The sequence below is a fragment of the Dactylosporangium sp. NBC_01737 genome, from assembly GCF_035963215.1.
GTDB lineage: Bacteria > Actinomycetota > Actinomycetes > Mycobacteriales > Micromonosporaceae > Dactylosporangium.
Window position 1 is genome coordinate 11,846,292 of sequence record NZ_CP109153.1, and the last position, 21,822, is coordinate 11,868,113.

The window sequence follows — 21,822 nt, forward strand, 5'->3', positions numbered from 1 at the left end:
CTGCGGTACAGCTGATTGCGATACCTCAGCTCGCCGGCAGCCTCAGGCGTGGGGTCGGAGGGTCGGTGCGGGTTGCGGCGTCGCGGGCCCAGGTGACCAGGCCGTCGGCGTCGATTCCGTGCGGGACAGGGTCCTGAGCGGCGATGCGGTCGGCGGCGCGGGACAGCAGACGGGCCGCGCCTGTCGCGTTGCCGCGGCGCAGGTGGGTCAGGCCGACCGCCAGCTGTGCCAGCCCTCGCCACAACTCACGCTCCGGCGGTGGGGCGCTCTTCCACGCCGCCTCCAGCACCTCGTGCGCGTGGAACGGTCGCCCGGCGTCCAGCAGTTCCTGCGCCTGGGCGAGCGCCGTCGCGGGCGTGACCGTCAGGTCGTCGGGCATCGTCGGTACGCCGGGGGAGCCATACGGCAGCGGCCGGCCCAAGCCGTCGCGCGGGCGGGCGTTGCGGGCTCTGCCAGTGTCGTCGCGGTCCCGGTCCACGTCTCCAACGTAGTACCAGGCCACTGTTCCCGTTCAATGTCCGGCATGATGTACGGCGTGACGCAATGGGAGTATGCACGACTGGAGTACCGGGCCGCCGGGACGCTGGGCACGGACAAGTTCGAAGACTGGGACGCGGTGTTCCACTACCCGGGCGGGGTGCAGCGGTGGGGCACCGACGAGCGGTTCAACGATCTGCGGCATCTGAACAGGGCCGGGGCTGAGGGCTGGCAGGCGTATGACCGGGCCGCACTGGTCATCGGGCAGCCGCACCGGTTGCACGCCATCACGTACTCCCTGCGCCGGCCGATCCAGCAGCGGTAGTGGCGTTTCCCGAGGACGCCCTCGCCGGGCACTGGGGGCTGGCCGGCGCGGACGTGCGCCCCCACCACGGCGGGATGAACTCGGCGACCTGGTTCGTGCGCGCAGGTCAAAGGCGATTTGTCGCGAAGGCCGCGGATGGCTGGTTCCCCGGCGGCATCGCGGTCGCCGATGCACTGGCCCGGCGCGGGTTCGCCAGCGGCGCCCCGGTCCGCACGAAGGACGGGCGGCTCACGGTCGACGTGACCGGCGGCCACCTGGCGCTGCTCACCTTCGTCGACGGCGAGCCCGGCACGGCCGAGGACCAGCACGCGATCGGCACCACCCTGGCCGAGGTCCACCGGCTGCTGCGCGACGTGACGGTCGAGCACGAGGTCGCCATGGACTGGGTCGATCCGGACGCCGCGCACCTCGGGCTGCGGCCCTGGCTGCGCCCCGCGGTCGCCGCAGCGGTGCGCGGCCTCGCCCAGGCCGGGCCGCTCACCCAGGGCCTGCTGCACGCCGATCCGGCCCCGGAGGCGTTCGTCGGCGACGGGCTCATCGACTGGGGCGTCGCGATGCGGGGTCCGCTGGTGTACGACGTCGCCTCCACCCTCATGTACCTCGGCGAAGACGGCTAGACGTTCCTGTCCGCCTATGTGGCAGCGGGCATCGTCGCCGAGGAGGAACTGCGCACGGCGCTGCCGGTGCTGCTGCGGTTCCGGTACGCGGTGCAGGCCGACTACTTCGCGCGCAGGATCGCGACCGGCGACCTCACGGGCATCGCGGACGCGACCGAGAACGAAAAGGGGCTCGAGGACGCCCGGCTCGGGCTGCACAGCTAGGACACAGCCACCTGCCAAGGGCCCTCGCCACGTCCAGCACGATCAGCCGCCAGTGGCACGGACCGGAAGGGTTGCTGCACCACATCCTGGACCCGCGGACCGGGATGCCGGCGCCGCGGGTGTGGCGGACGGTGTCCGTCGCCGCCCGCAGCTGCGTGCACGCCAACACGCTCAGCACCGCCGCGATCGTGCGGGGGCGCGCGGGGCACGGGTGGCTGGCCCGGCAGGGAGCCCCGGCGCGCCTGGTGTCGCAGCGGCGCCAGGTGTACGCGACCGCGGGGTGGCCGGCATGAACGACGCCCTGTGGTACCTCGCACGAGGCACCGGCGTCACGTCGCTGGTGCTGCTGACGGTGGTGGTCGCGCTGGGGATCGCGAACCGGGTCGGCCGGCCGGCGTTCGGGCTGCCCCGCTTCGGCGTCGCGCTCGTGCATCGCGACGCCTCGCTGCTGGCGGTCGGGTTCGTCCTGGTGCACGTGGTGAGCCTGTTCTTCGACGTGTACGCGCAGCTGGAGCTGTTCGACCTGATCGTGCCGTTCGGTGCGACGTACCGTCCGATGTGGACGGGACTCGGCACACTGGCGGTGGACCTGCTGATCGCGCTGGTCGTCACGAGCCTGCTGCGGCACCGGCTGGGCCTGCGGGCATGGCGGGCGACGCACTGGCTGGCGTACGCGTGCTGGCCGGTGGCGTTCGCACACGCCCTCGGCACGGGCTCCGACGCCGGTACGTGGTGGCTGCGGACCGTCGCCGGCGCCTGCCTCGCGGCGGTCCTCGCCGCCGTCGCCTGGCGTCTGTCCACAAGCGAGCGCCGCACCGTCCCCAGTGGAGCTCCCCCTGTGACGACCCCTGAGACGACCGGCACCGTCCGCAGTGGAGGTTCACGATGAGCACGGTTTGACCGCCGGGCGGCTGCTCGGCGCCGCCCACACCGACCTGCGCTCGCACGCCGCCGCGCACGGGCCGCTGCCACGGCCGCCGCAGGAGGCGCTGATCGGCGCCGTCCGGGACGCCGGGCTCACCGGGCACGGCGGGGCCGGGTTCCCGACGCACCTGAAGCTGGCCGCGGTGCGCGGGCACGCCGGCGGGCGGCGGACGCCGGTGGTCGTCGGCAACGGCGCCGAGGGCGAGCCGGGCAGCGCCAAGGACCGCACGCTGCTGGAGCACTCGCCGCACCTGGTGCTCGACGGGCTGCAGCTGGCCGCGGCGGCGGTCGGGGCGGCGAAGGCGTACCTGTACGTGCGGCAGGCGTCGGCCGGGCACCTCGCGCGGGCCGTCGAGGAGCGCAGGGCGGCGGGATGGGATCGGGTGCCGGTGGCCGTACACCGGGCGCAGGAGACGTTCCTGTCCGGCGAGGAGTCGGCGGTGGTGGCGGCCCTCGGCGGCGGGCGGGCGGTGCCTCGCGACAAGCTGCGCCGGGTCACGGAGTCCGGGGTCGGCGGGGCACCGACGCTGGTGCAGAACGTGGAGACCCTGGCGCACGTGGCCCTCGTCGCGCGGCACGGCGCCGGATGGTTCCGGCAGGTGGGCACGGCACGGGAGCCAGGGACGTTCCTGGCGACGGTGTCCGGTCCGGTCGCGGCGCCGGGCGTCCACGAGGTGCCGCACGGCGTCGCCCTGGGCGAGCTGCTCGCCGCCGCCGGTGGACCGGTCGCGCCGCTGCGGGCGGTGCTCGTCGGCGGTTTCCACGGCGCGTGGGTGCCCGCTCCCCTCGCCGGTGTGCCGATGAGCCGCGAAGGTCTGGCGCCGTACGGCGCGTCGCCCGGTGCCGGGGTCGTCGTCCCGCTCGCCGTCGGCGAGTGCGGGCTTGCCAGGACGGCGCAGATCGCCGGGTACCTCGCTGCGGCCGGTGCGAAGCAGTGCGGGCCCTGCCGCAACGGCCTGCCCCGGCTGGCGGAGACCCTGGCGGCCCTGGCGAGGATGGCGGGCGACCGGGAGCTGCCGGCGGGCGTGGCCCGGCTGGCGGCGCTGGTGCACGGCCGTGGCGCCTGCGGCCATCCCGACGGCACGGTCCGCCTCATCCGGTCCGCGATGACGGTGTTCGCCGACGACGTGACCGCCCACCTGCACGGCACCTGCCTGGAAGGAGCCCGGCGATGACCGCCCTGCACGTCGACTGGACCGCCTGCGACGGGCGGGGGCACTGCACCGAGCTCCTGCCCGAGCTGCTCGCGCCGGACGAGTGGGGGTACCCCCGCAGCACCGACGGCGGCAAGGAGCCCGAGGTCCCGCCCGGCCTGCTCCCCCATGCCCGGCGGGCCGTCCAGCACTGTCCGCGGCTCGCCCTGCACCTGACGCAGCGGTAGGTCAGATCGAGCGCATGCACCACACGGCCTTGCCGTCGACCGTGGGGCGGGTGCCCCAGCGGTCGCACAGCGAGGACACCAGCTGCAGCCCGCGGCCGTGCTCGTCGTCGGGGGTCGGGCGCTGCTTGCGGGGCAGGTACGTCGCGGTGTCGTGCAGCTCCAGCACGACGTGGGTGCCGCCGTTGCGCAGCCGCAGCTGGATCGGCGGGCGGCCGTGCAGGACGGCGTTGGCGGCCAGCTCGCTCACGACGAGGACCAGGTCGTCGATGACGCGGGCCGGGACGTTCCACCGGCGCAGCGTGGTGCCGACGAGCTGGCGGGCGGTCCGCACGGCCCGCTCCTCGGCGGGGATGTCGTGGATGACGGACTGCTCCTCACCGGGCTCGGCGACGACCCGGGCGAGCAGCACGGTGATGTCGTCGTCGGGCCCGTCGGGCAGCAGCGCGGCGACGAGCCGGTCGGGCACGTCCGCGAGCGGGCCGGCGAGCTCACCGGCCGAGCCGCCCGCGACCGGCCCGGTGATCGTGCTGACGTGCTCGGCGAGCGCGTCGATGCCGGTGTCGAGGTCCCGGTCACGGTGTTCGACGAGCCCGTCGGTGTACAGGGTGAGCAGCGCACCGACGGGCAGCTCGACGCGTTCCTCGGTGAGGGTCAGCGGGCCGGTGCCCAGCGGCGGGCCGGAGACGGTGAGGTGCCGCACCGTGCCGCCCGGGAGCAGCAGCAGCGGCGGGAGGTGTCCGGCGTTGGCGTAGGTGAGGCTGCGCTCGCCCGGGTCGTACACGGCGTAGACGACGGTGACGATCTGGTCCTCGCTCAGGTCCCGCACGACGCCGTCGAGGAACTCCAGGACGTCGGCAGGCGGCAGGTCCAGCCTGGCGTAGGCGCGGACCGCGGCCCGCAGCTGGCCCATGACGGCGGCGGCGGGCACCCCGCGGCCCATGACGTCGCCCATGACCAGGGCGGTGCGGTCGGCGCCGAGCTCGATGACGTCATACCAGTCGCCGCCGACCTGGGTGCCCGCGACGCCGGGCCGGTAGTACGTGGCGACCTCCAGGTGCTCCGGGTCGAACGTGAGCGGCGGCATGAGGCTGCGCTGCAGCTCGTCGGCGATGCGGTGCTCGCGGGCGGCGGCCTCCTGCAGGCCGCTGGCGGCGGCGAGGGCCTGCTCGGCGCGGCGTTGCTCGGTGACGTCCTGGTTGGAGCCGCGCAGCCGGACCGGGGCGCCGACGGCGTCGCGTTCGAGCTCGCCGATGGTGTGGAAGACGCGCAGGGTCCCGTCGTGCTGGTACACGCGGACCTCGTAGTCCAGTGGCTCGCCGGCGATCGCGGCGGCCATCGCCGCCTCGACGAGTCCGCGGTCGTCGGGGTGGAGCCGGGCGTCGACGTCGGCGCGGGCGGCCGGGTCGAGCAGCTCGGCGGCGCTCATGCCCATCTGGCGCAGGAACTCCTCGGAGCCGTGGATGTCGCCGGTGGCGAGGTCCAGCTCCCAGCTGCCGACGGACGCGAGGCGCTGCGCCTGGTCCAGCAGCTCGCGGCTGCGCTGCAGCTCGTCGCGGGTGCGCCGGACCCGGTCGAACTCGAGGTTGGCCCGGACCCTGGCCCGCAGCTCCCGCGGCGAGAACGGCTTGATGAGGTAGTCGTCGGCGCCGGCGTCGAGCCCCTCGACGGTCGCCTCGTCGCCGGCCCGGGCCGACAGCATGATGACCGGCAGGTGCGCGGCGGAGCTGTCGGCGCGCAGCGCGGCGACCAGGCCGAAGCCGTCCAGCTCTGGCATCATCACGTCGGTGAGGACCAGGTCGGGCTGGGTGTCGTGCAGCAGCCGCAGCGCGGCCGCGCCGTCGGTGGCCTCCGCGACATGGTAGTCGGCCTCAAGGATGGTGCGGATGTAGTCGCGCATGTCGGAGTTGTCGTCGACGACCAGGACCGTCGGCGCGGTGGACCGCGCCACGGGCCCGCCGGTGGCCGCCGCGGGGGTGATCCACCGCTCGATCTCGGCGAGGAAGCCCGGCACGACCCGGTCGGCCGCCGCGGGCCGGTCCCCGAACACGCCGGCGCCATGATCGTCCGGACCGAGGCCGTTGAAGCCACCGCCGTCGGTGAAGCCCGCACCGGACGGCGGTCCGTCGCCGAACGGCAGCCGGACCGTGAACGTGCTGCCGGCGCCCGGCGCGCTGCGGACCCCGACCGCGCCGCCGTGCAGCGCGGCCAGCTCGGCGACCAGCGCCAGGCCGATGCCGGAGCCCTCATGCGTGCGGGAGCGGGTGCCCAGGATCCGGTGGAACCGGTCGAAGAGGTTGGCCTGGTCGGCCGGGTCGATCCCGACCCCGGTGTCGGTGACGCTGAGTTCGGCGGCACCGTCGGCGGCCGCGACGCGGACCGTGATCGACCCCTCGAACGTGAACTTCAACGCGTTGGACAGCAGGTTCAGCGTGATCTTCGCCCACATCTCGCGGTCGGCGTGGACCGGCCGCGGCAGCGGCGGGCAGTCCACGACCAGGCACAGACCCGCCCGGTGGGCCGCGGACTCGAACATGCCGGCCAGCTCGGCGGTGACCGCGGCCAGGTCGAGCGGCTCGAAGCGGGGCTCGACCTTGCCCGACTCCAGCTGCGAGAAGTCCAGCAGCGTGTTGACGAGCTTCAGCAGCCGCTCGGCGTTGCGGTGCACCACCTCGACGCGTTCGCGCTGCTCCGGCGGCAGCGGCACGGTCTGGTCGGTCAGCGCGTCCTCGGCGGGGCCGAGCAGCAGGGTGAGCGGCGTGCGGAACTCGTGGCTGACGTTGGTGAAGAACGCCGTCTTGGCCCGGTCGAGCTCGGCGAGGGACTCCGCGCGGCGCCGTTCGGCGGCGTAGGCCCGGGCGGTGCCGATCCGCGCCGCGAGCTGCCCCGCGATCAGGTCGATGAAGCCTGCGTACGCGGCGTCGAAGGGCCGGTAGCGGTTGAGCCCGACGACCAGGAACCCGTAGGGCCGGCCGCCGCCGGGCGCTGGCAGCGGGACGAGCCGCACCTCGGTCGGTGGCTCCTCCCACGCGCCGGCCGGCAGGTCGGTGTAGCCGCCGAGGGTGAGCGGCACGCCCCTGGCGAGCTCGGTGACGGGCCAGAACGGCTCGGTGGCCGGGTCGAGCGCGTCCGGTGCCATCGGGGTCCCCGCCGGCACGCCGGTGCGGCAGGCTAGGTGCGCGGTGTCGCCGTCCTCGTCGAAGAGGTAGGTCAGGGTGAACGGCAGGTCGTCGGCGCGGGCCGCGAGGTGCCGGGCGGCGGTGGCGAAGACGCTGTCCTCGGTCACGCCGTCCCGGTCGCCGCCCTCGGGGTCGGCGCCGAGGTCGCGCAGGGTCGCCATGCGGCGCTCGCCGATGACCCGGTCGGTGTCCTCGCTGACCACGCAGAGCATGCCGGCGATGACACCGTCGTCGTCGGTGAGCGGGCTGTAGGAGAACGTGTGGTAGGTCTCCTCGGTGTAGCCGCTGCGGCTGAGGAACAGGCGCAGCGCCACGTCCCAGGTGGCGGTGCCGGTCGCCATGACCGCGTCGATCCGGGGGCCGATCTCGGGCCAGATCTCGGCCCACACGTCGCGGGCCGGCTTGCCCAGCGCCCACGGGTACTTCTTGCCGAGGGTGTCGCGCCGGTAGGCGTCGTTGCAGAAGAACGTCAGGTCCGGGCCCCACGCCATCCACATCGAGAACCGCGAGCCGAGCAGGATCCGCACGACCGAGCGCAGGCTCTGCGGCCAGTCCTCGGGTGGCCCGAGCGGAGTGGCTGCCCAGTCGACCGCGCCGAGGTCGCGACTCACCTCGGAATCGTCGGTCATCGACCAGGCCGCCTCACCCACCTGACCAGCGTACGCAGTATCAGGGCCCTGCCGCGACGCTGAGCGGTGCGTCCGCGACCGGCGCCCCAGTGCGCCACCAGCGGTGCGGCCGCCCCCGTCAGCATCAGCCGCACCGCCGATGGCGAACCAGCTGCGGGAATGTGAGGATGACTCCGCCCTCCATCCGATCGTATATGATTGTGCGGGCGCCCGGCCCCTGTCAAGAGTGGAACTCGCACGTGCAGCCTGAGCACAACAGCACCGGGCCGTCCGGGCCCTCGAAGCACGAGCTCGCCTACCGCCGGATCCGCCAGCGCATCCTCGACGGCCGCTACCAGCCGGGGCACCGCCTGGTGCTCAGCACCCTGGCCCGGGAGCTCGACGTCAGCCCCGTCCCGGTCCGGGAGGCGATCCGCCGCCTGGAGGCCGAGGGCCTGGTCAGTTTCGAGCGCAACGTCGGGGCCCGGGTCGCCACGCTCGGCGACGACGACTGGGTGCAGCTGGTGGAGATGCTGGCGCTGCTGGACGGTTACGCGTTCGCGGCCGCCGCGCCGCAGATGACCGCGGAGCGGATCGCGATCGCCAGGGGGCTCAACGCGCAGCTGCGGCTGGAGCAGACCCACGAGCGGGTCATGGAGCTGCACCGGGAGTTCCACCGCACGATCTACGGCTGCTGCGGCAACCGGCACGTGATCGAGGCCCTGGACTGGATCTGGGACCGCATCGACGCGTCGCGGGTCCTGGCGTCGCTGTATCCACGGCTGCGGGTCCGGACCGCCGTGGACGAGCACGACGCGCTGCTGGATCAGCTGGAGGAGGGCGAGGACGACGCCGGACGGCTGGAGTCGTGCGCTCGCGAGCACAACCTGAACACGATCCGGGCGATCCGGGCGATCCGCTCGGCCGAGGCCATGAACAAGCCTGGACATTAAGAAGACCGGCATCCACGGGGGAAGATGCCGGTCTCGCGCTCAACTATACGACGCCCACACGATTCCCGCCAGTGGTCACTTCGGCGGAAGGCTCGTCCCGCGCCCCGGCCGGCGCCTTCGGGTTGCGCAGCCCGTGCGGCAGGGTCGGTTCGCTGGCGGCGATCTCGACCTCGATGAGGCTCGTCTCGTGCCGCTCGGCGGCGTAGGCGGCGTGACCGCCCCGCAGCCCGAAGAGCCGCTTCGACAGCAGGATGTAGAGCACGGCGACGATGTTGACCACCAGCGCGCCGATCCGCAGCCAGGTGACCTTCTCCGACAGCTCGTAGATCTCCACCGGCAGGCCCAGCGACGTGGCGACGACGGCGAAGTACTCGCCCCAGCGCTTCAGCATCCACAGGCCGACGCCCTCGACGACCTGCAGGACGCCGTAGAACGCCAGGCCGAGCGCGACCCACAGCAGGGTCTTGGACTCCGCCTCGATGACCGTCCGGATCGTGTGGATCATCGCGGAGTCCTCGAACTTCCAGCCGATCCGGTCCGCGAACGGCCGCAGCAGCGGCAGGTCCTCGTTGAACGCGCGCTCGACGCCGTCGCGGTGGGTGCGGAAGCGGTACACCCCGTAACCGGCCAGCAGCACCACGATGCCCTTGACGAACCGTTCGATCGACAGCAGCCGCAGCACGAGGGCGTCGCGCAGGGCCCGGCCGCGCAGCACGATCGGGGCGGCATCGGCGGGCCCGGCCGACTGCGGCTCGCCGATGACGAAGTCACCGCACCGCAGGCAGCGCCACGCCGCGCCGACGGGGGTGGTGGCGTGCAGCCGTTCCCGGAAGGGTGCTTCCTCGGGCGCGTAGGTGACATGGCCGCGCCGCGCGCAGGTGCGTAGATTCCAGTCCACGCGCTATTGGTACAACAGCCGCGCCCGTCCTGAGAAGATCAGGTCGGCTTTCCAACCTTCTGCGGCTGGCCGCTGCTGTCGGTGATGGTGTCGCCGAGCGTGGCCAGGTAGGCGGCCTCGCCGACGGCGAGGTACTCCAGGTTGCGCCGCAGCTGCACCGGGATCTTGGCCGGCGGCGCGTCGGCGGGCCTGCGGGCGCGCCCGACGGCCAGCATCAGCGCGCCGACCAGGATCGCGGCGATGATGCCGTCGAGCCAGTAGTGGTTGGCGGTGCCGACGACGACGACCGTCGTTATGACCGGGTGGGCCAGCCACAGCCAGCGCCACCGGCTGCGGGTCGCGACGATCAGCCCGCAGGCGACCACGAGGGCCCAGCCGACATGCAGCGACGGCATCGCCGCGTACTGGTTGCTCAGCGTGTCGGTCTGCGGCGGCCCGTACACCGAAGGCCCGAACTTCGCGGCGGTGTCGACCATCCCGATCCCGGCCAGCATCCTGGGCGGGGCGAGCGGGAACGCGAAGTGCATCACGAGACCCGCCGCGGTCAGCCACGCGAGGATGCGCCGGAACCGCAGGTAGTGTGCGGGACGGAAGATGTACATGAATAACAGGAAGGCGACCGTCGCCGGGAAGTGCACGACCGCGTAGTAGACGTTGGCGGAGCGGATGACGGCATCGGAGGCGAGCAGCAGGTGCTGCAGGTCCACCTCATCGGGCAGCCACAGGGCCCGCTCGGTGTGCCAGACGAGCTTCGCGTTCTCGTATGCCTGCCCGACCCGGCCGTCGACGAGCAACCGCCCCATCTTGTAGGCGAGGAACAGTCCGACGACCAGCAGCAGCTCGGCCCACGCGCGGGGGCGCACCCGCGTCCGCTTCTGGGACGTGGTTCGCGTGGCGGCGTCGTCCCGTTCACGCAACCCCGGCCCCGTGTTCACGATCGACAACGTACCTGATGTTGCCAACCCGGCAATATTGCCGATCGGACAGGACCCGCCATGTCCTGCGTCACAAACTTGTTTATCCTTCAAGGAAATAGTCGATGTTCAAGGGTTGAGGGAGCACGATGACCAGCCGAGCCGACCAGGCGATCGCCGCCCTGCGCAAGGGGCACGAGGACCTCACCGCCGTCGTCCGCGGGCTCACATCCGAGCAGCTCACTGGCCCTTCAGCGGCCAGCGATTGGGACGTCTCCCAGGTGATCAGCCACCTGGGCAGCGGTGCCGAGATCAACCTGGAGGCGGTGCGCGCCTCCCTGGAGGGGCGGCCCGCACCGGAGTTCGAGTTCAACAAGGATGTGTGGGCCCGGTGGGACGGCATGACCCCCGCCGAGCGCGCTGTCGAGTTTCCGATCGCCAACCAGCGGCTGGTCGAGGCGTATGAGGCCTTCGACGCCACCCAGCGCGCCGAGCACCGCATCGACGTCGGCTGGATGCCCGAGCCGGTCGACGTGGCGACGTCGGCGCTGCTGCGGCTCACCGAGTTCGCCTACCACGACTGGGACGTCCGGGTCGCGCTCGACCCGTCGGCGACGCTCGCCCCGGAGGCGGCCGTCCTGATCGACGACCGGGTCGAGGGGCTGTTCGGCTGGATCGCGAAGCCGGCCTACCTCGACGGCCGCACCGCCGACCTGCTCGTCACGCTCACCGACCGCGGCGAGCAGCGCGGCCTGCGCCTGGCGGACCCGGTCACGCTGATCGGGGCACCGTCCTCGCCGGACGGCGAGCTCAGCATCACGCTGGAGGCGTTCCTGCGCCTCGCCGCCGGTCGCCTGTCGCAGCGGTACACGCCGGCCGACGTGAAGATCACGGGGCCGATCAGCCTCGACGACCTCCGCGCCGTGTTCCCCGGTTACTGACCGCAGCCGGCGGTCCGGCCGCCGTCACAGCGCGACCCCGGGCACAGAGCGACCCCGGCACCGGAGATCCGGGCCGGGGTCGCAGGGGGACGAAAATGAGGGGTGGAGCCGTGCTCGGCGGCGCTGTCGTGCCGGACGGTGCCGCCGTATCCGATCAGCCGATCAGGCGGCCTTGAGCTCCTTGAAGCAGAGCACGTCGCCCTTCTTGCCGCTCTTGCCCCACCAGTAGAGGCCCGTCGCGTCGGGGAACGCTTGGCACACCGTCGTGTTGGGGTCGCGGGCGACCGACGCGTCCTGGTTGCCGACCTTGCCGACGACGCTGTAGTCCGCGTCGGAGCCACCACATTCGACGATCTTCAGTTCGTTCGTCGACACCTCGTGCAGGCAGTCACCGACCTTGGCGTTTGCCGCCGAGTCGCGGCTGAAGTACCACCCGACCCCAGCGATGACGATCAGCACGACGATGGAGACACCGAACCTAACAAGCTTGGACATGCGGACGTTTCTACAGGTCACGGAGCGTCAGCGTTGCCCCGCAGTTGTATCGAATTGATCACGGCGCAGTCTCACATTGGCGCAGGCGGACCGGTCGATGCCCGCCTGCGCCGTTGTGGGTCCTATGCGACGGTCACAGGGTGAGCGTCCAGGTGTCGATCCGGCCCGTATCGAGGCTGGCGGCGTCCCGGACCCGCAGGGTCCAGGTGCCGTCGGCGGCCTCCGAGGACAGGTTCACCGTGTACGTCTGGATGATGTTGTCGGTGCTGCCTCCGGAGCGGTTGTGCAGGTTGTAGACCGAGCCGTCCGGCGCGACCACGTCGACCACCAGGTCACCCTTGTAGGTGTGGATGATCGTCACGTTCACCGAGCTGGTGGCCGAGGCGTTGCGGCCGCAGCCACTGATCGTGATCGTGCTGGTGACCGTGGTGTTGTCCGGGATCGCCACGTCGTTGCCGTTGGTGCCGGTGCAGCCGGGCGCGCCGTTGACGGTCAGGCTGAACGTGGTGGTCCGGGTCGAGCTGGCGCCCGTGCCCGTGACGGTCACCGCGTATGTGCCGGACGGGGTCGACGCGGAGGTCGCGATCGTCAGCGTGGACGTGCCGCCGGCCGAGCTGATCGAGGCCGGGCTGAAGCTGGCGGTCGCACCCGACGGCAGGCCGGACGCGGTCAGCGCCACGGTCTGCGCCGAGCCGTTGGTGAGCGTCGCGGTGATCGTGCTGGTCACCGAGTTGCCCGGGTTGACCGCGCCGCTCGCCGGCGAGGCGGCGAGGGAGAAGTCGTTGCCGGTCGGGCAGGCGGCGTCGTTGCCCGCGACGTTGACCGCGGTCCACGCGGCCTGGACGGCCTTGTACTCCACGGAGCAGGTGCCGTGCAGGTCGGTCGCGGCGCGCAGCGAGTACGCCCGCGCGGTGTTGGCCGGGTTGCTGGTGTTCACGTACGACGTGCTGGAGGTGAAGTACACGTCCAGCGCGCGGTACCAGATCTTCTCCGCCTTGGCCCGGCCGATGCCGACGACCGCGGGGGCGGAGCCGCAGACCGGCGAGGTGCCGAACGCGGTGGCGCCGGTGCCCTCGGCCAGGTCGAAGAAGAAGTGGTTGGCCACACCCGAGGAGTAGTGGACGTTCTTGTTCTTCGTGCTGGTCGACCAGCAGCTGTCCGACGAACCGTCGAGCGAGGGGTTGTACATGTAGCGCAGCGGCGTACCGTTGCCGTTGATGTTGATCTTCTCGCCGATCAGGTAGTCACCCGCGTCGCTGGTGTTGCCGGCGTAGAACTCGACCATCGAGCCGAAGATGTCGCTGGTGGCCTCGTTCAGGCCGCCGGACTCGCCGGAGTAGACCAGGCCCGCCAGGGCCTCGGTGACGCCGTGGCTCATCTCGTGACCCGCGACGTCGATCGCGACGAGGGGCCGGCTGTTGCCGGAGCCGTCGCCGTAGGTCATCTGCGCGCCGTCCCAGAACGCGTTGACGTACGCGTTGCCGTAGTGGACCCGGCTCGGCACGCCCTGGCCGTTGCCGAAGATGCCGTTGCGGCCGTGCACGTTCTTGTAGTAGTCGAACGTGAGCGCCGCGCCGTAGTGCGCGTCGGCGCCGGCGGACTGCCGGTTGGAGTTCGCGCCGGTGCCCCACACGTTGTCCGCGTCGGTGAACGTCGTGCAGGTGCTGGTGCCGTTGTTCATGTCGCAGGTGCGGCCGTTGCCGTGGGACGGGTCGATCATCGAGTACGTCGAGCCGGACAGCGTCGTGTCGACGGTCACGGTGCCCGAGTAGAGGCTGTTCCCGGTGCCGTTGACGGTCTCGATCTCGTCGAAGGCGCCCCGGACCGCGTTGGTGTTCGCGTCGGTGATGACGTGCAGCTTCGACGGGGTCTGCCCGTCGCTCTGCCAGCCGCTGATCACGGTCTCGTAGGCCAGCACGCCGGTACCACCGCTGGCGTCGACGAACAGCTCGGGGCTGCCGACGGCGGTGATCGAACCGCTGAACGCCGACTTCGCCTTCGCCGCTCCGGCCGTCTTGGAGACCGTGGCGGTCGTGCCGACGGTGAGCGGGGCGTGCAGCCCGACGGAGGTGCCGGCGAACGTGCCGTCCGGCGCGGCGTGCACGACGAAGTCACCGCCGTAGACCCGCAGGCCGTGATACGTGCGCGAGTAGCGGGTGTGCGAGGCGCCGTTGGCGTCCTTCTTGCTGCTGGTGACCGTGTAGGCCTCGCTGTCGGCGGCGCGGATGTCGGCGCGGTGCGCCTGCAGTGTCGAGGGGGTTGGCGTGCTGGGCGAAGCGCTCGCTGGTGACGCGATGGCGGCCAGCATGCCGCCGGTGAGCAGCAATACACTGGCGGCGGCGATCGATCGTTTCACTCGGCCTCCCTGGCAGTGGAACGTCCCGTGACGGTAGTCACACATGTACATATAGCAATGGGATTTCAACCGCCTTCCATATCACTTGGTCCATACCATCGCCGCCGTCACCCGTTGGGGCGCGGATCACACTGACCTGCTGCGGCACCGGGGCGCGCTGACCCCGCAGCAGCGCCCGGCGGCGGCCGCGGCGCTCGACCCGGCCGGCCCGCGCCCGCTACCGGGCGGACGCCCGCACCTTCGCGGCCAGGTCCAGCACCGAGCCCAGCCGGCGGTCCCCGGGCACGTCGGCGACGCCCGCCGGGTCGATGAGGTACGCGGTCATCCCGAACTTCTCCGGCCCGGCGAAGTCGGCGGTGTACGTGTCGCCGACGAAGATCGCGGCGCCGGGCTCGATCCCGAGCCGCTGGACGGCCTCGGCGTAGATCGCCGGGTGCGGCTTGCGCCGGCCGACCTCCACCGACGTCACCACGGCGTCCATCGCGTCGAGGACTCCCATCGCCGCGAGGTGGCCGGGCACCAGGTCCGGCTGGTGCGTATTGGTGACGACGGCCAGCCGGTACACCCGCGACAACGAGCGCACCAGCGCCACGACCCCCTCCGGGTAGGAGACACCCGCGCTCCACTCGGCGAGGTAGCCCCGGATGAACGCGTCCACGTCGCCGGCCGCCGGGACCCGCCCGAGGACCTCGGTGAGGTAGGCCGTGCCGACCTGCGTCATCGAGAACTCGCGGTCCTCGGGCTCACTGCCGCGGTCGAAGACGGCGAACGTGCGGTCCCAGCCCTCGACGAAGTCCGCGTAGGACACCGTGGCGCCCAGCCGCACGAGCTCGGCGTGCGAGCGCGGATACCCCTGGCTGGTCCGCCGCGCGTCATAGCGGACGAGGGTGCCGAAGAAGTCGAACAGGATGTGCGTGTGCATCAGCGCAACCCTAACGACGCGCATAGACGGGTCTTGAAGCCTGAGCTACCCGGGAGTAACTTGACCGGATGCGAATGGTGGCACTGGTCATCGCGGCGGTCGGGATCCTCGTCGAGGGCGTGGTCGTCGGCGCCGCCCTGTTCGTGGTCGGCGGGGTGATCGGCGCGTATTCGATGTCGCTCAACGGCGCCGACCCCAGCCACGCGCAGGTCGCGATCCGCATCGCCGCCGTCGTCCTCGGCGTGCTCCTGGTCGCCCTGAGCGCACGGCTGCTCGTCGCCGCCCTGCGCCAGCGTGCGGCCCGGCGCTGGACGATCGTGGCGCTGGTCGTGCAGTGCGTGGTCGTCACGATCGCCGGGGTCGCGCTCGGCTGGGAGGTGTTCGCCGGCACGCTGCTCGTGCTGGGCACGCTCTTCTATGCCGTGCTCGACGAGAGCGACGAGCCGGCCCGGGCACTGTCCGGCAGCTGACCCCGGCACGCCGGGCCCCTCCACGATCAACGCGGTAGCGTGTCGCGGAGCGTGATGCTCGGCGCGAAGGGAGCCAGGGTGGAGCAGGTCAAGGTTGGCCGGCGGGTCGGCCGGATGATCGGGCGGATGATGCGCCACCTCCAGCCGGAGGAGGAGCTGCCCCACCTGCTCGCCGACGCCTCGCAGGACGACGCGGTCGTCGACTGCGCGCTCTACGTGCGCGGCGTGCGCCAGCCCGGCGGGCAGACGTTCCACGAGGCGTACGCCGCGGCCCGCCGCAGGCGCAACGGCTTCGTCTGGCTGGGCCTGTTCCAGCCGACGTGGGCGCAGTTCGCCGCCGTCGCCGAGGAGCTCGGCCTGGACGACCTCACCGCCGAGAAGGCCCTCGCGGCGGAGCGCCGGCCCGCGGTCGAGCGCCGCGGCGACGTGACGATGCTGGTGTTGCGCACCGCCAGGTACGTCGAGCACGCCGAGCTGACCGCCACGTCCGAGGTCGTCGACACCGGCGCGGTGACGTTGCTCATCGGTGCGCACTTCGTCGTGTCCGTCCGCCACGGTGGCGCCGGCGCCCTGGCCGACGTCCGCCAGCAGCTCGAACACCGCCCGGCCATGCTCACCAACGGTCCGTGGTCGGTCGCGTACGCGGTGTGTGATCGGATGGTCGAGCTCTACCACGAGGTCTCGACCGACGTGGAGCAGGACGTCGAGCAGCTGGAGCAGACCGCGTTCCTGCGCGTCGGCGGCTGCGACGTGCAGCAGATCTACCAGCTGAAGCGTGAGCTGGTCGAGTTCAAGCGGGCGGTGCTGCCGCTGCAGGCGCCGCTGCGGCGGATGAACGACCCGGCCATCGTGGAGCTGCCGCCGCAGCTGCGGCAGTACTTCGCCGACCTGCTGGGCCGGCTCACCCAGGTCGTCGACCGGGTCGCCTCGGACAACGAGCTGCTCGACTCGATCCTGCAGGCCCGCCTCGCCCAGGTCGGCCTGGATCAGAACAACGACATGCGCAAGATCGCCTCGTGGGCCGCGATCGCCGCGTTGCAGACCGCCATCGCGGGGATCTACGGCATGAACTTCGAGCGCATCCCGGGACTGCAGTGGCAGTACGGCTTCTACCTGATACTTGTGATCATGGCCGCCGGCTCGGTGGTCCTGTACCGCTCGTTCCGTCGATCCGGTTGGCTGTAGATGACCTCACCTGAATACCTCCTGCCGGCGAAGGTCGACAGCCCGGCGCCGCCGAGCCCGCCCGGCAACCCGCTCAGCCGGTGGCTGCTGGCGCACCGCGTGGCGCCGATCGGCCCGGAGGCCCAGGAGGGTCACGCCAAGCCACAGGCATGGTGGAAGGTCATGTCGCTGACCGGCGTCGACTACTTCTCCACCCTGTCCTACCTGCCGGCCATCGCCGCGCTCGCCGCGGGCGCCCTGTCGCCGCTGGCGACCCTGCTGATCGTCGCGCTGACCCTGCTGGGGATGCTGCCGATGTACCGGCGGGTCGCCCGGGAGAGCCCGCACGGGCAGGGCTCGGTGGCGATGCTGGAGAACCTCCTGCCGTTCTGGCGCGGGAAGCTGTTCGTCCTGGTGCTGCTCGGCTTCGTTGCGACCTCGTGGATCATCACGATCACCCTGTCGGCGGCCGACGCCTCCGTGCACATGATCGAGAACCCGGTCTTCCCGGACTTCATCCACGGCCATGAGGTCATCATCACGGTCGTGCTGCTGCTCATCCTCGGCGGCGTGTTCCTGCTCGGCTTCAGCGAGGCCGTCGCCGTCGCCATCCCCCTCGTCGCGGTGTTCCTGCTGCTCAACGCCGTCATCGTGGTCGTCGGCACGGTCGACGTCTTCACCACCGCCGGCGCGCTGGAGCACTGGCGGCACGCGCTGACCACCGAGCACGGCAGCGGCTTCGGCGGCCTGGTCCTGCCCGCGCTGGTCGCGTTCCCCTCCCTGGTGCTCGGCCTGTCCGGCTTCGAGACCGGGGTCAGCATGATGCCCCTGATCGCCGCCGACGGCACGACCGACGAGCAGCGCCGCGAGTCCCGGCTGCGCAACACGAAGCTGCTGCTCACCACGGCCGCCGTCATCATGTCGGTGTACCTGGTGGCGACCAGCTTCATCACCACGGTGCTCATCCCGGCCGAGGAGTTCCAGCCGGGCGGCGCCGCGAACGGCCGGGCCCTGGCCTTCCTCGCGCACGAGAAGCTCGGCAACATGTTCGGCACCGCCTACGACGTCTCCAGCGTCCTCATCCTGTGGTTCGCGGGCGCCTCGGCGATGGCCGGCCTGATCAACATCATCCCCCGCTACCTGCCGTCCTACGGCATGGCGCCCGACTGGGGCCGTGCCGTGCGCCCCATCGTGCTGGTCTACACCGCGATCAGCATCGGCATCACCATCGCCTTCGGCGCCGACGTCAACGCGCAGGCCGGCGCCTACGCGACCGGCATCCTGGCCATGATGGTCTCCGGTGCGGTCGCCGTGACCATCTCCGCCGCGCGCGCCGGCCAGCGCGGCGCCGCGCTCATGTTCACCGTGCTGACCCTGATCCTGCTGTACGCCCTGGCCGCCAACGTCATCGAGAAGCCCGACGGCATCACGATCTCCGGCATCTTCATCGCCGGCATCGTCGTGGTCTCGCTCGTCTCCCGGGTCACCCGCACCACCGAGCTGCGGGCCGACGCCATCGAGTTCGACGACACCGCCCGCCGCTTCGTCACCGACTCCATCGAGTACGACGGCGAGCTCAACCTCGTCGCCCACCGCGAGTCGGGCGACGAGGAGGAGTACGCGGACAAGGAACGCGAGCAGCGCGGCGTCAACCCGGTCCCCGACCCCGCCGACATCCTCTTCCTCGAGGTCAACGTCGTCGACCCGTCGACCTTCAGCGGCACCCTGCACGTCCGCGGCGTGCAGGTCGGCAACCACCGCATCCTGCGCACCGAGAGCCCGGCCGCGCCGAACGCGATCGCCGCGATCCTCCTCGCCCTGCGCAACGCGACCGGGGTCCGCCCGCACGCCTACTTCGCCTGGGCGGAGGGCAACCCGCTCGGCCACCTCTTCCGGTACCTCATCCTCGGCCGCGGCGACACCGCCCCGGTCGTCCGCGAGATCATCCGCTCCGCCGAGCCGGATCCCGCCCGGCGTCCCGGGATCCACGTCGGCGGCTGACGGTCACCCGAAGCGCACGGTGTCGTGTCATGTGGCCAGGTCCGTCAGACGGTCACTCGAAGCGCACGGTGTCGTGTCTTGTCGCCAGGTCCGTCAGACGGTCACTCGAAGCGCACGGTGTCGTGTCTTGTCGCCAGGTCCGTCAGACGGTCACTCGAAGCGCACGGTGTCGTGTCTTGTCGCGAGGTCCATGAACGGCAGGGCGACGAGGGACACCGCGAACGCCGCGAGGGCCCCGGCGCCGAGGCCGGCGAAGAAGCCGGTGCCCGGCCAGTTCCACTCCCCCGGCGGCACCGCCACCAGCGTGCCCACCAGCGCCAGCCCGACGCCGCCGAGCACGCTGAGCGCCAGCGGCAGCCCGATCTCCAGCATCACGACGCCGCGCAGCTGGCCCAGGCGCATGCCGGACGCGCGCAGCACCGCGAACGGGCGGCGGCGCTCCAGCACTCCGTTGATCACCGACACGGTCAGGCTGCACGCGGCGACCAGCAGGACGAACACCATGGCGTACGGCACCACGGTCGCCAGGCCGCCGACCGATCCGGCGGCGCTGCGCCGCGGCAGGTCCTGGCTGGTCTTGCTGCGCGACAGCGGCACCGTGGCCGCGGCGACGGTGCGGATGCGTTCCTGCGCCGCGACGGTGCCGTCGGTCGGGATGAACAGCGTCTGGATCGCCAGCTGACCGGCGTCCGGGCCCGGCTCGGCGAAACCGTTGGCGCCGAAGATGTGATCGGCGCCGCTCGCCCCCGGGTACGGCAGCGCGAACAGGTCCTCCAGGGCGAGATGGTCCTCGTTGCCCGTCGGACCCTCGACGTACCGAGGCAGCGGGCAGCCCAGGTCCGTCACCCTGGCCAGGTCGGCGCACGCGATCACGATCTGGCGGGACGGGTCGCGCCGGGCGACCGTCACGTCCCCGGTCATCAGCGGGGCGAAGAGCTCCTCGGGCACGCCCTGCACGTGGACCGCGACGACCCCGCCGTCCAGCACCGACGGGGTGTCCGCGGCGGCGGGTTCGCCCTGCGCCGCGACGAGGGCGATGCCGGTCGCCACGTAGACGGCCAGGGCGGCGCCGCTGACGGACCGGAACGCGCTGTACGGGTCCGCGGCGATCCGGCGCGCCACCATCAGCGTGGTCGGGCCGGCGCTGAGCCGGGCCAGGCCACGGGCCGCCCAGTGACACGCCCACGCCCCGACCAGGAAGAACCCCACCAGCATGGACAGCGAAGCGACGGCGGCGAGCAACCCCACGTACACGGGAGGCTCCTGGTCGGCGTCGTTGCTCAGCTCGGCGGAGTACCACGAACCGAGGATCCCGAAGGCGAGGGGCAGCAGCCGCCAGGCCCGCGGTGCTCTGCGCCGGCCGCGCCGGAACACGCCCAGCGGCATCGCCTGCACCGCGGTGAGCGTCACCAGCGCGGTGCCGACGGCGAGCACGAACACCGCGATGAGCGCCACCACCATCGGCGCCACCGGCACCCGGATGTCCTGCGGGAAGATCGGCATCCCATGGCCCAGCGTGATGCCCTCCGCGAAGACCGGCCGCAGCACTGCGAAAGCCCCGCCGCCGACCGCGATCCCGGCCAGCGCCGCGCCGGCCGTCTCGGTCGCGGCGAGCGTCGCGGTCTGCAGCCGGGTCGCGCCGGCCAGCCGGAGCGCGGCGAAACGCTGCTCGCGCCGGATGCCGCCGACCCTGGCGGCCATGGAGACGAAGACCGCGACGGGGCCGATGATGAGCGCGGCCAGCATCCCGAAGAGGACGCCGAGGATGGCGTACAGGTCGAGGCGCTCACCCGGCTGCTCGACGCCGTGGATCACGGTCGTGCTGGCGGTGGCGCGCATCTGCTCCGGGGTGCGCCCCACGATGCCCACCAGTTCGTCGGGCATGATGAGCCCGGCGTCGCCGATCGTGCCGACGACCCGCCCGGGGAACCGGTCGCCCAGCTGGTCGGCGGGCACGCTGCGCATCAGCTCGGCGAGCGCCGGCGACACCACCACCTCGCCCGGGCCCGGCAACCGGTCCACGCCGGGCGGCACCGGCGGGTGCTCCCCCAGCACAGCGACGTGCACCCGGATGACGTCCCTGCCCGCGTACCGGTCAGTGACGGCGAGCCACAGCGCCGGGTCGGGCGCGGTCGCAGGGCTGGCCGCGTCGGTGCGGTGCCACGCCAAGCGGTCGATGTGCTGCTGCATGATGGGCAGCGCGGTCAGGCTCAGCAGGAGCAGCACCACGCCGACCGCGACACCGATCGTCATCAACGCCATGCGGGCGACCGCCTCCCGCCCCCCGGCGAACGCCATCCTGATGCCCAGCAGGAGGTTCATGACGACCTCGACACGGATGCCGGCAGCACGATCCGCCCGTCCCGCACGATGACCTGCCGGTCGGCGTACGCCGCGACCCGCGCCTCGTGCGTGACCACGATGACGCCGGCGCCCTCGTCCTTCGCCGCCGTGACGAGCAGCTCCATCACCTCGTCGGCGGCGACGGAGTCCAGCGCGCCGGTGGGCTCGTCGGCGAACACCACCCGCGGCCCGGCGATCAGCGCACGGGCGATCGCCGCCCGCTGACCCTGCCCACCGGAGACGTCCCCGGCGAGCCGCTGCCCGACGTCCTCCAGTCCCAGCCGCGGCAGCCACTGCTCGGCGGCGCTCAGCGCGGCCCGCCGCCCCTTGCCGGCCAGCAGCAGCGGCAGCGCGATGTTCTCCAGCACCCGCAGCTCGGGCACCAGCTGGCCGAACTGGAACACGTAGCCGAACACGCTCCTGCGCAGCCGGCTCCGCTGCCGGTCCGGCATCCGGTTGATGTGCCGGCCCTCGAAGACCACCTCACCTTCATCGGGCCGCAGGATGCCGGCGAGGCAGTGCAGCAGCGTGGACTTCCCGGAGCCGCTCGCCCCCATCACCGCGAGCACCTCACCCGCGGCGACCTCGACGTCCACCCCGCGCAGGGCCGGCGTCGCCCCGAACGCCTTGTGCAGTCCCCGCCCGACCAACAT

The 21,822-nt window shown here is 72.2% G+C and carries 21 protein-coding genes; 12 read left to right on the top strand and 9 right to left on the bottom strand.

Translation table 11 applies throughout. The annotated features are described in order from the left end of the window. Positions 1-25: 25 nt before the first annotated feature. The gene (locus tag OHA72_RS54565; protein ID WP_327003999.1) at positions 26-478 is read right to left on the bottom strand and encodes a DUF309 domain-containing protein; all 453 of its coding nucleotides are present in this window, start codon (positions 476-478) and stop codon (positions 26-28) included. A 57-nt stretch (positions 479-535) separates the two neighbouring features. On the opposite strand from OHA72_RS54565, the gene OHA72_RS54570 reads away from it, so the two are divergent. Genes OHA72_RS54570 through OHA72_RS54600 form a run of 7 tightly spaced genes read left to right on the top strand, consistent with a single transcriptional unit; the run spans position 536 to position 3,928 of the window. Beyond that, complete coding sequence (locus tag OHA72_RS54570) at positions 536-802, top strand: hypothetical protein (RefSeq protein ID WP_327004000.1); 267 nt, start codon at positions 536-538, stop codon at positions 800-802. Next, positions 802-1,419: a phosphotransferase enzyme family protein gene (locus OHA72_RS54575; RefSeq protein WP_327004001.1), complete on the top strand. Its 618-nt coding sequence runs from the start codon at positions 802-804 to the stop codon at positions 1,417-1,419. The genes OHA72_RS54570 and OHA72_RS54575 overlap by 1 nt, the downstream gene beginning before the upstream one ends. Positions 1,420-1,437: 18 nt before the next feature. Further along, entirely contained in the window at positions 1,438-1,623 is a 186-nt protein-coding gene (locus tag OHA72_RS54580) for a hypothetical protein (RefSeq protein ID WP_327004002.1), read from the top strand. A gap of 41 nt (positions 1,624-1,664) precedes the next feature. Further along, the gene (locus OHA72_RS54585) at positions 1,665-1,916 is read left to right on the top strand and encodes an FAD:protein FMN transferase (RefSeq protein WP_327011845.1); all 252 of its coding nucleotides are present in this window, start codon (positions 1,665-1,667) and stop codon (positions 1,914-1,916) included. After that, positions 1,913-2,512, top strand: a complete 600-nt coding sequence (locus tag OHA72_RS54590; protein ID WP_327004003.1) for a ferric reductase-like transmembrane domain-containing protein — start codon at positions 1,913-1,915, stop codon at positions 2,510-2,512. The genes OHA72_RS54585 and OHA72_RS54590 overlap by 4 nt, the downstream gene beginning before the upstream one ends. A gap of 7 nt (positions 2,513-2,519) precedes the next feature. Then, positions 2,520-3,722: an NADH-ubiquinone oxidoreductase-F iron-sulfur binding region domain-containing protein gene (locus OHA72_RS54595; protein WP_327004004.1), complete on the top strand. Its 1,203-nt coding sequence runs from the start codon at positions 2,520-2,522 to the stop codon at positions 3,720-3,722. Next, positions 3,719-3,928: a ferredoxin gene (locus tag OHA72_RS54600; RefSeq protein ID WP_327004005.1), complete on the top strand. Its 210-nt coding sequence runs from the start codon at positions 3,719-3,721 to the stop codon at positions 3,926-3,928. The genes OHA72_RS54595 and OHA72_RS54600 overlap by 4 nt, the downstream gene beginning before the upstream one ends. Before the next feature lies 1 nt (position 3,929). On the opposite strand, the gene OHA72_RS54605 is transcribed toward OHA72_RS54600, so the two are convergent. Continuing rightward, on the bottom strand, positions 3,930-7,754 hold the full coding sequence (locus OHA72_RS54605; protein ID WP_327004006.1) for a SpoIIE family protein phosphatase: 3,825 nt from the start codon (positions 7,752-7,754) through the stop codon (positions 3,930-3,932). Positions 7,755-7,972: 218 nt separating this feature from the next. Here OHA72_RS54605 and OHA72_RS54610 point away from each other — a divergent pair, with 218 nt between their 5' ends. Then, the gene (locus OHA72_RS54610) at positions 7,973-8,665 is read left to right on the top strand and encodes a GntR family transcriptional regulator (protein WP_327004007.1); all 693 of its coding nucleotides are present in this window, start codon (positions 7,973-7,975) and stop codon (positions 8,663-8,665) included. Between the two features lie 43 nt (positions 8,666-8,708). Here the strand turns inward: OHA72_RS54610 and OHA72_RS54615 are convergent, their stop codons facing one another. Both OHA72_RS54615 and OHA72_RS54620 read right to left on the bottom strand, forming a co-directional pair. After that, positions 8,709-9,563, bottom strand: a complete 855-nt coding sequence (locus tag OHA72_RS54615) for a DUF2127 domain-containing protein (RefSeq protein WP_327004008.1) — start codon at positions 9,561-9,563, stop codon at positions 8,709-8,711. 38 nt (positions 9,564-9,601) lie between these two features. Then, positions 9,602-10,498, bottom strand: a complete 897-nt coding sequence (locus tag OHA72_RS54620) for a phosphatase PAP2 family protein (RefSeq protein ID WP_327004009.1) — start codon at positions 10,496-10,498, stop codon at positions 9,602-9,604. 128 nt (positions 10,499-10,626) lie between these two features. Between OHA72_RS54620 and OHA72_RS54625 the strand changes: the two genes are divergently transcribed. Continuing rightward, the gene (locus tag OHA72_RS54625; RefSeq protein ID WP_327004010.1) at positions 10,627-11,418 is read left to right on the top strand and encodes a maleylpyruvate isomerase family mycothiol-dependent enzyme; all 792 of its coding nucleotides are present in this window, start codon (positions 10,627-10,629) and stop codon (positions 11,416-11,418) included. 162 nt (positions 11,419-11,580) lie between these two features. Here the strand turns inward: OHA72_RS54625 and OHA72_RS54630 are convergent, their stop codons facing one another. From OHA72_RS54630 to OHA72_RS54640, 3 genes are all read right to left on the bottom strand, one after another. Beyond that, positions 11,581-11,913, bottom strand: coding sequence for an LppU/SCO3897 family protein (locus OHA72_RS54630; protein ID WP_327004011.1), 333 nt, complete (start codon positions 11,911-11,913; stop codon positions 11,581-11,583). Positions 11,914-12,046: 133 nt separating this feature from the next. Next, positions 12,047-14,269, bottom strand: coding sequence for a M4 family metallopeptidase (locus OHA72_RS54635; protein ID WP_327004012.1), 2,223 nt, complete (start codon positions 14,267-14,269; stop codon positions 12,047-12,049). Between the two features lie 217 nt (positions 14,270-14,486). Then, positions 14,487-15,191: an HAD family hydrolase gene (locus OHA72_RS54640; protein WP_327004013.1), complete on the bottom strand. Its 705-nt coding sequence runs from the start codon at positions 15,189-15,191 to the stop codon at positions 14,487-14,489. A gap of 68 nt (positions 15,192-15,259) precedes the next feature. On the opposite strand from OHA72_RS54640, the gene OHA72_RS54645 reads away from it, so the two are divergent. From OHA72_RS54645 to OHA72_RS54655, 3 genes are all read left to right on the top strand, one after another. Then, the gene (locus tag OHA72_RS54645) at positions 15,260-15,661 is read left to right on the top strand and encodes a hypothetical protein (RefSeq protein ID WP_327004014.1); all 402 of its coding nucleotides are present in this window, start codon (positions 15,260-15,262) and stop codon (positions 15,659-15,661) included. A 129-nt stretch (positions 15,662-15,790) separates the two neighbouring features. Then, complete coding sequence (locus tag OHA72_RS54650; protein ID WP_442788788.1) at positions 15,791-16,846, top strand: magnesium and cobalt transport protein CorA; 1,056 nt, start codon at positions 15,791-15,793, stop codon at positions 16,844-16,846. Continuing rightward, positions 16,847-18,826, top strand: a complete 1,980-nt coding sequence (locus OHA72_RS54655) for an APC family permease (protein WP_327004016.1) — start codon at positions 16,847-16,849, stop codon at positions 18,824-18,826. A 150-nt stretch (positions 18,827-18,976) separates the two neighbouring features. Here the strand turns inward: OHA72_RS54655 and OHA72_RS54660 are convergent, their stop codons facing one another. Then, positions 18,977-21,148, bottom strand: a complete 2,172-nt coding sequence (locus OHA72_RS54660; RefSeq protein WP_327004017.1) for an ABC transporter permease — start codon at positions 21,146-21,148, stop codon at positions 18,977-18,979. Continuing rightward, a complete protein-coding gene (locus tag OHA72_RS54665) occupies positions 21,145-21,822 on the bottom strand; it encodes an ABC transporter ATP-binding protein (RefSeq protein WP_327011846.1) in 678 nt (225 codons plus the stop codon). The genes OHA72_RS54660 and OHA72_RS54665 overlap by 4 nt, the downstream gene beginning before the upstream one ends.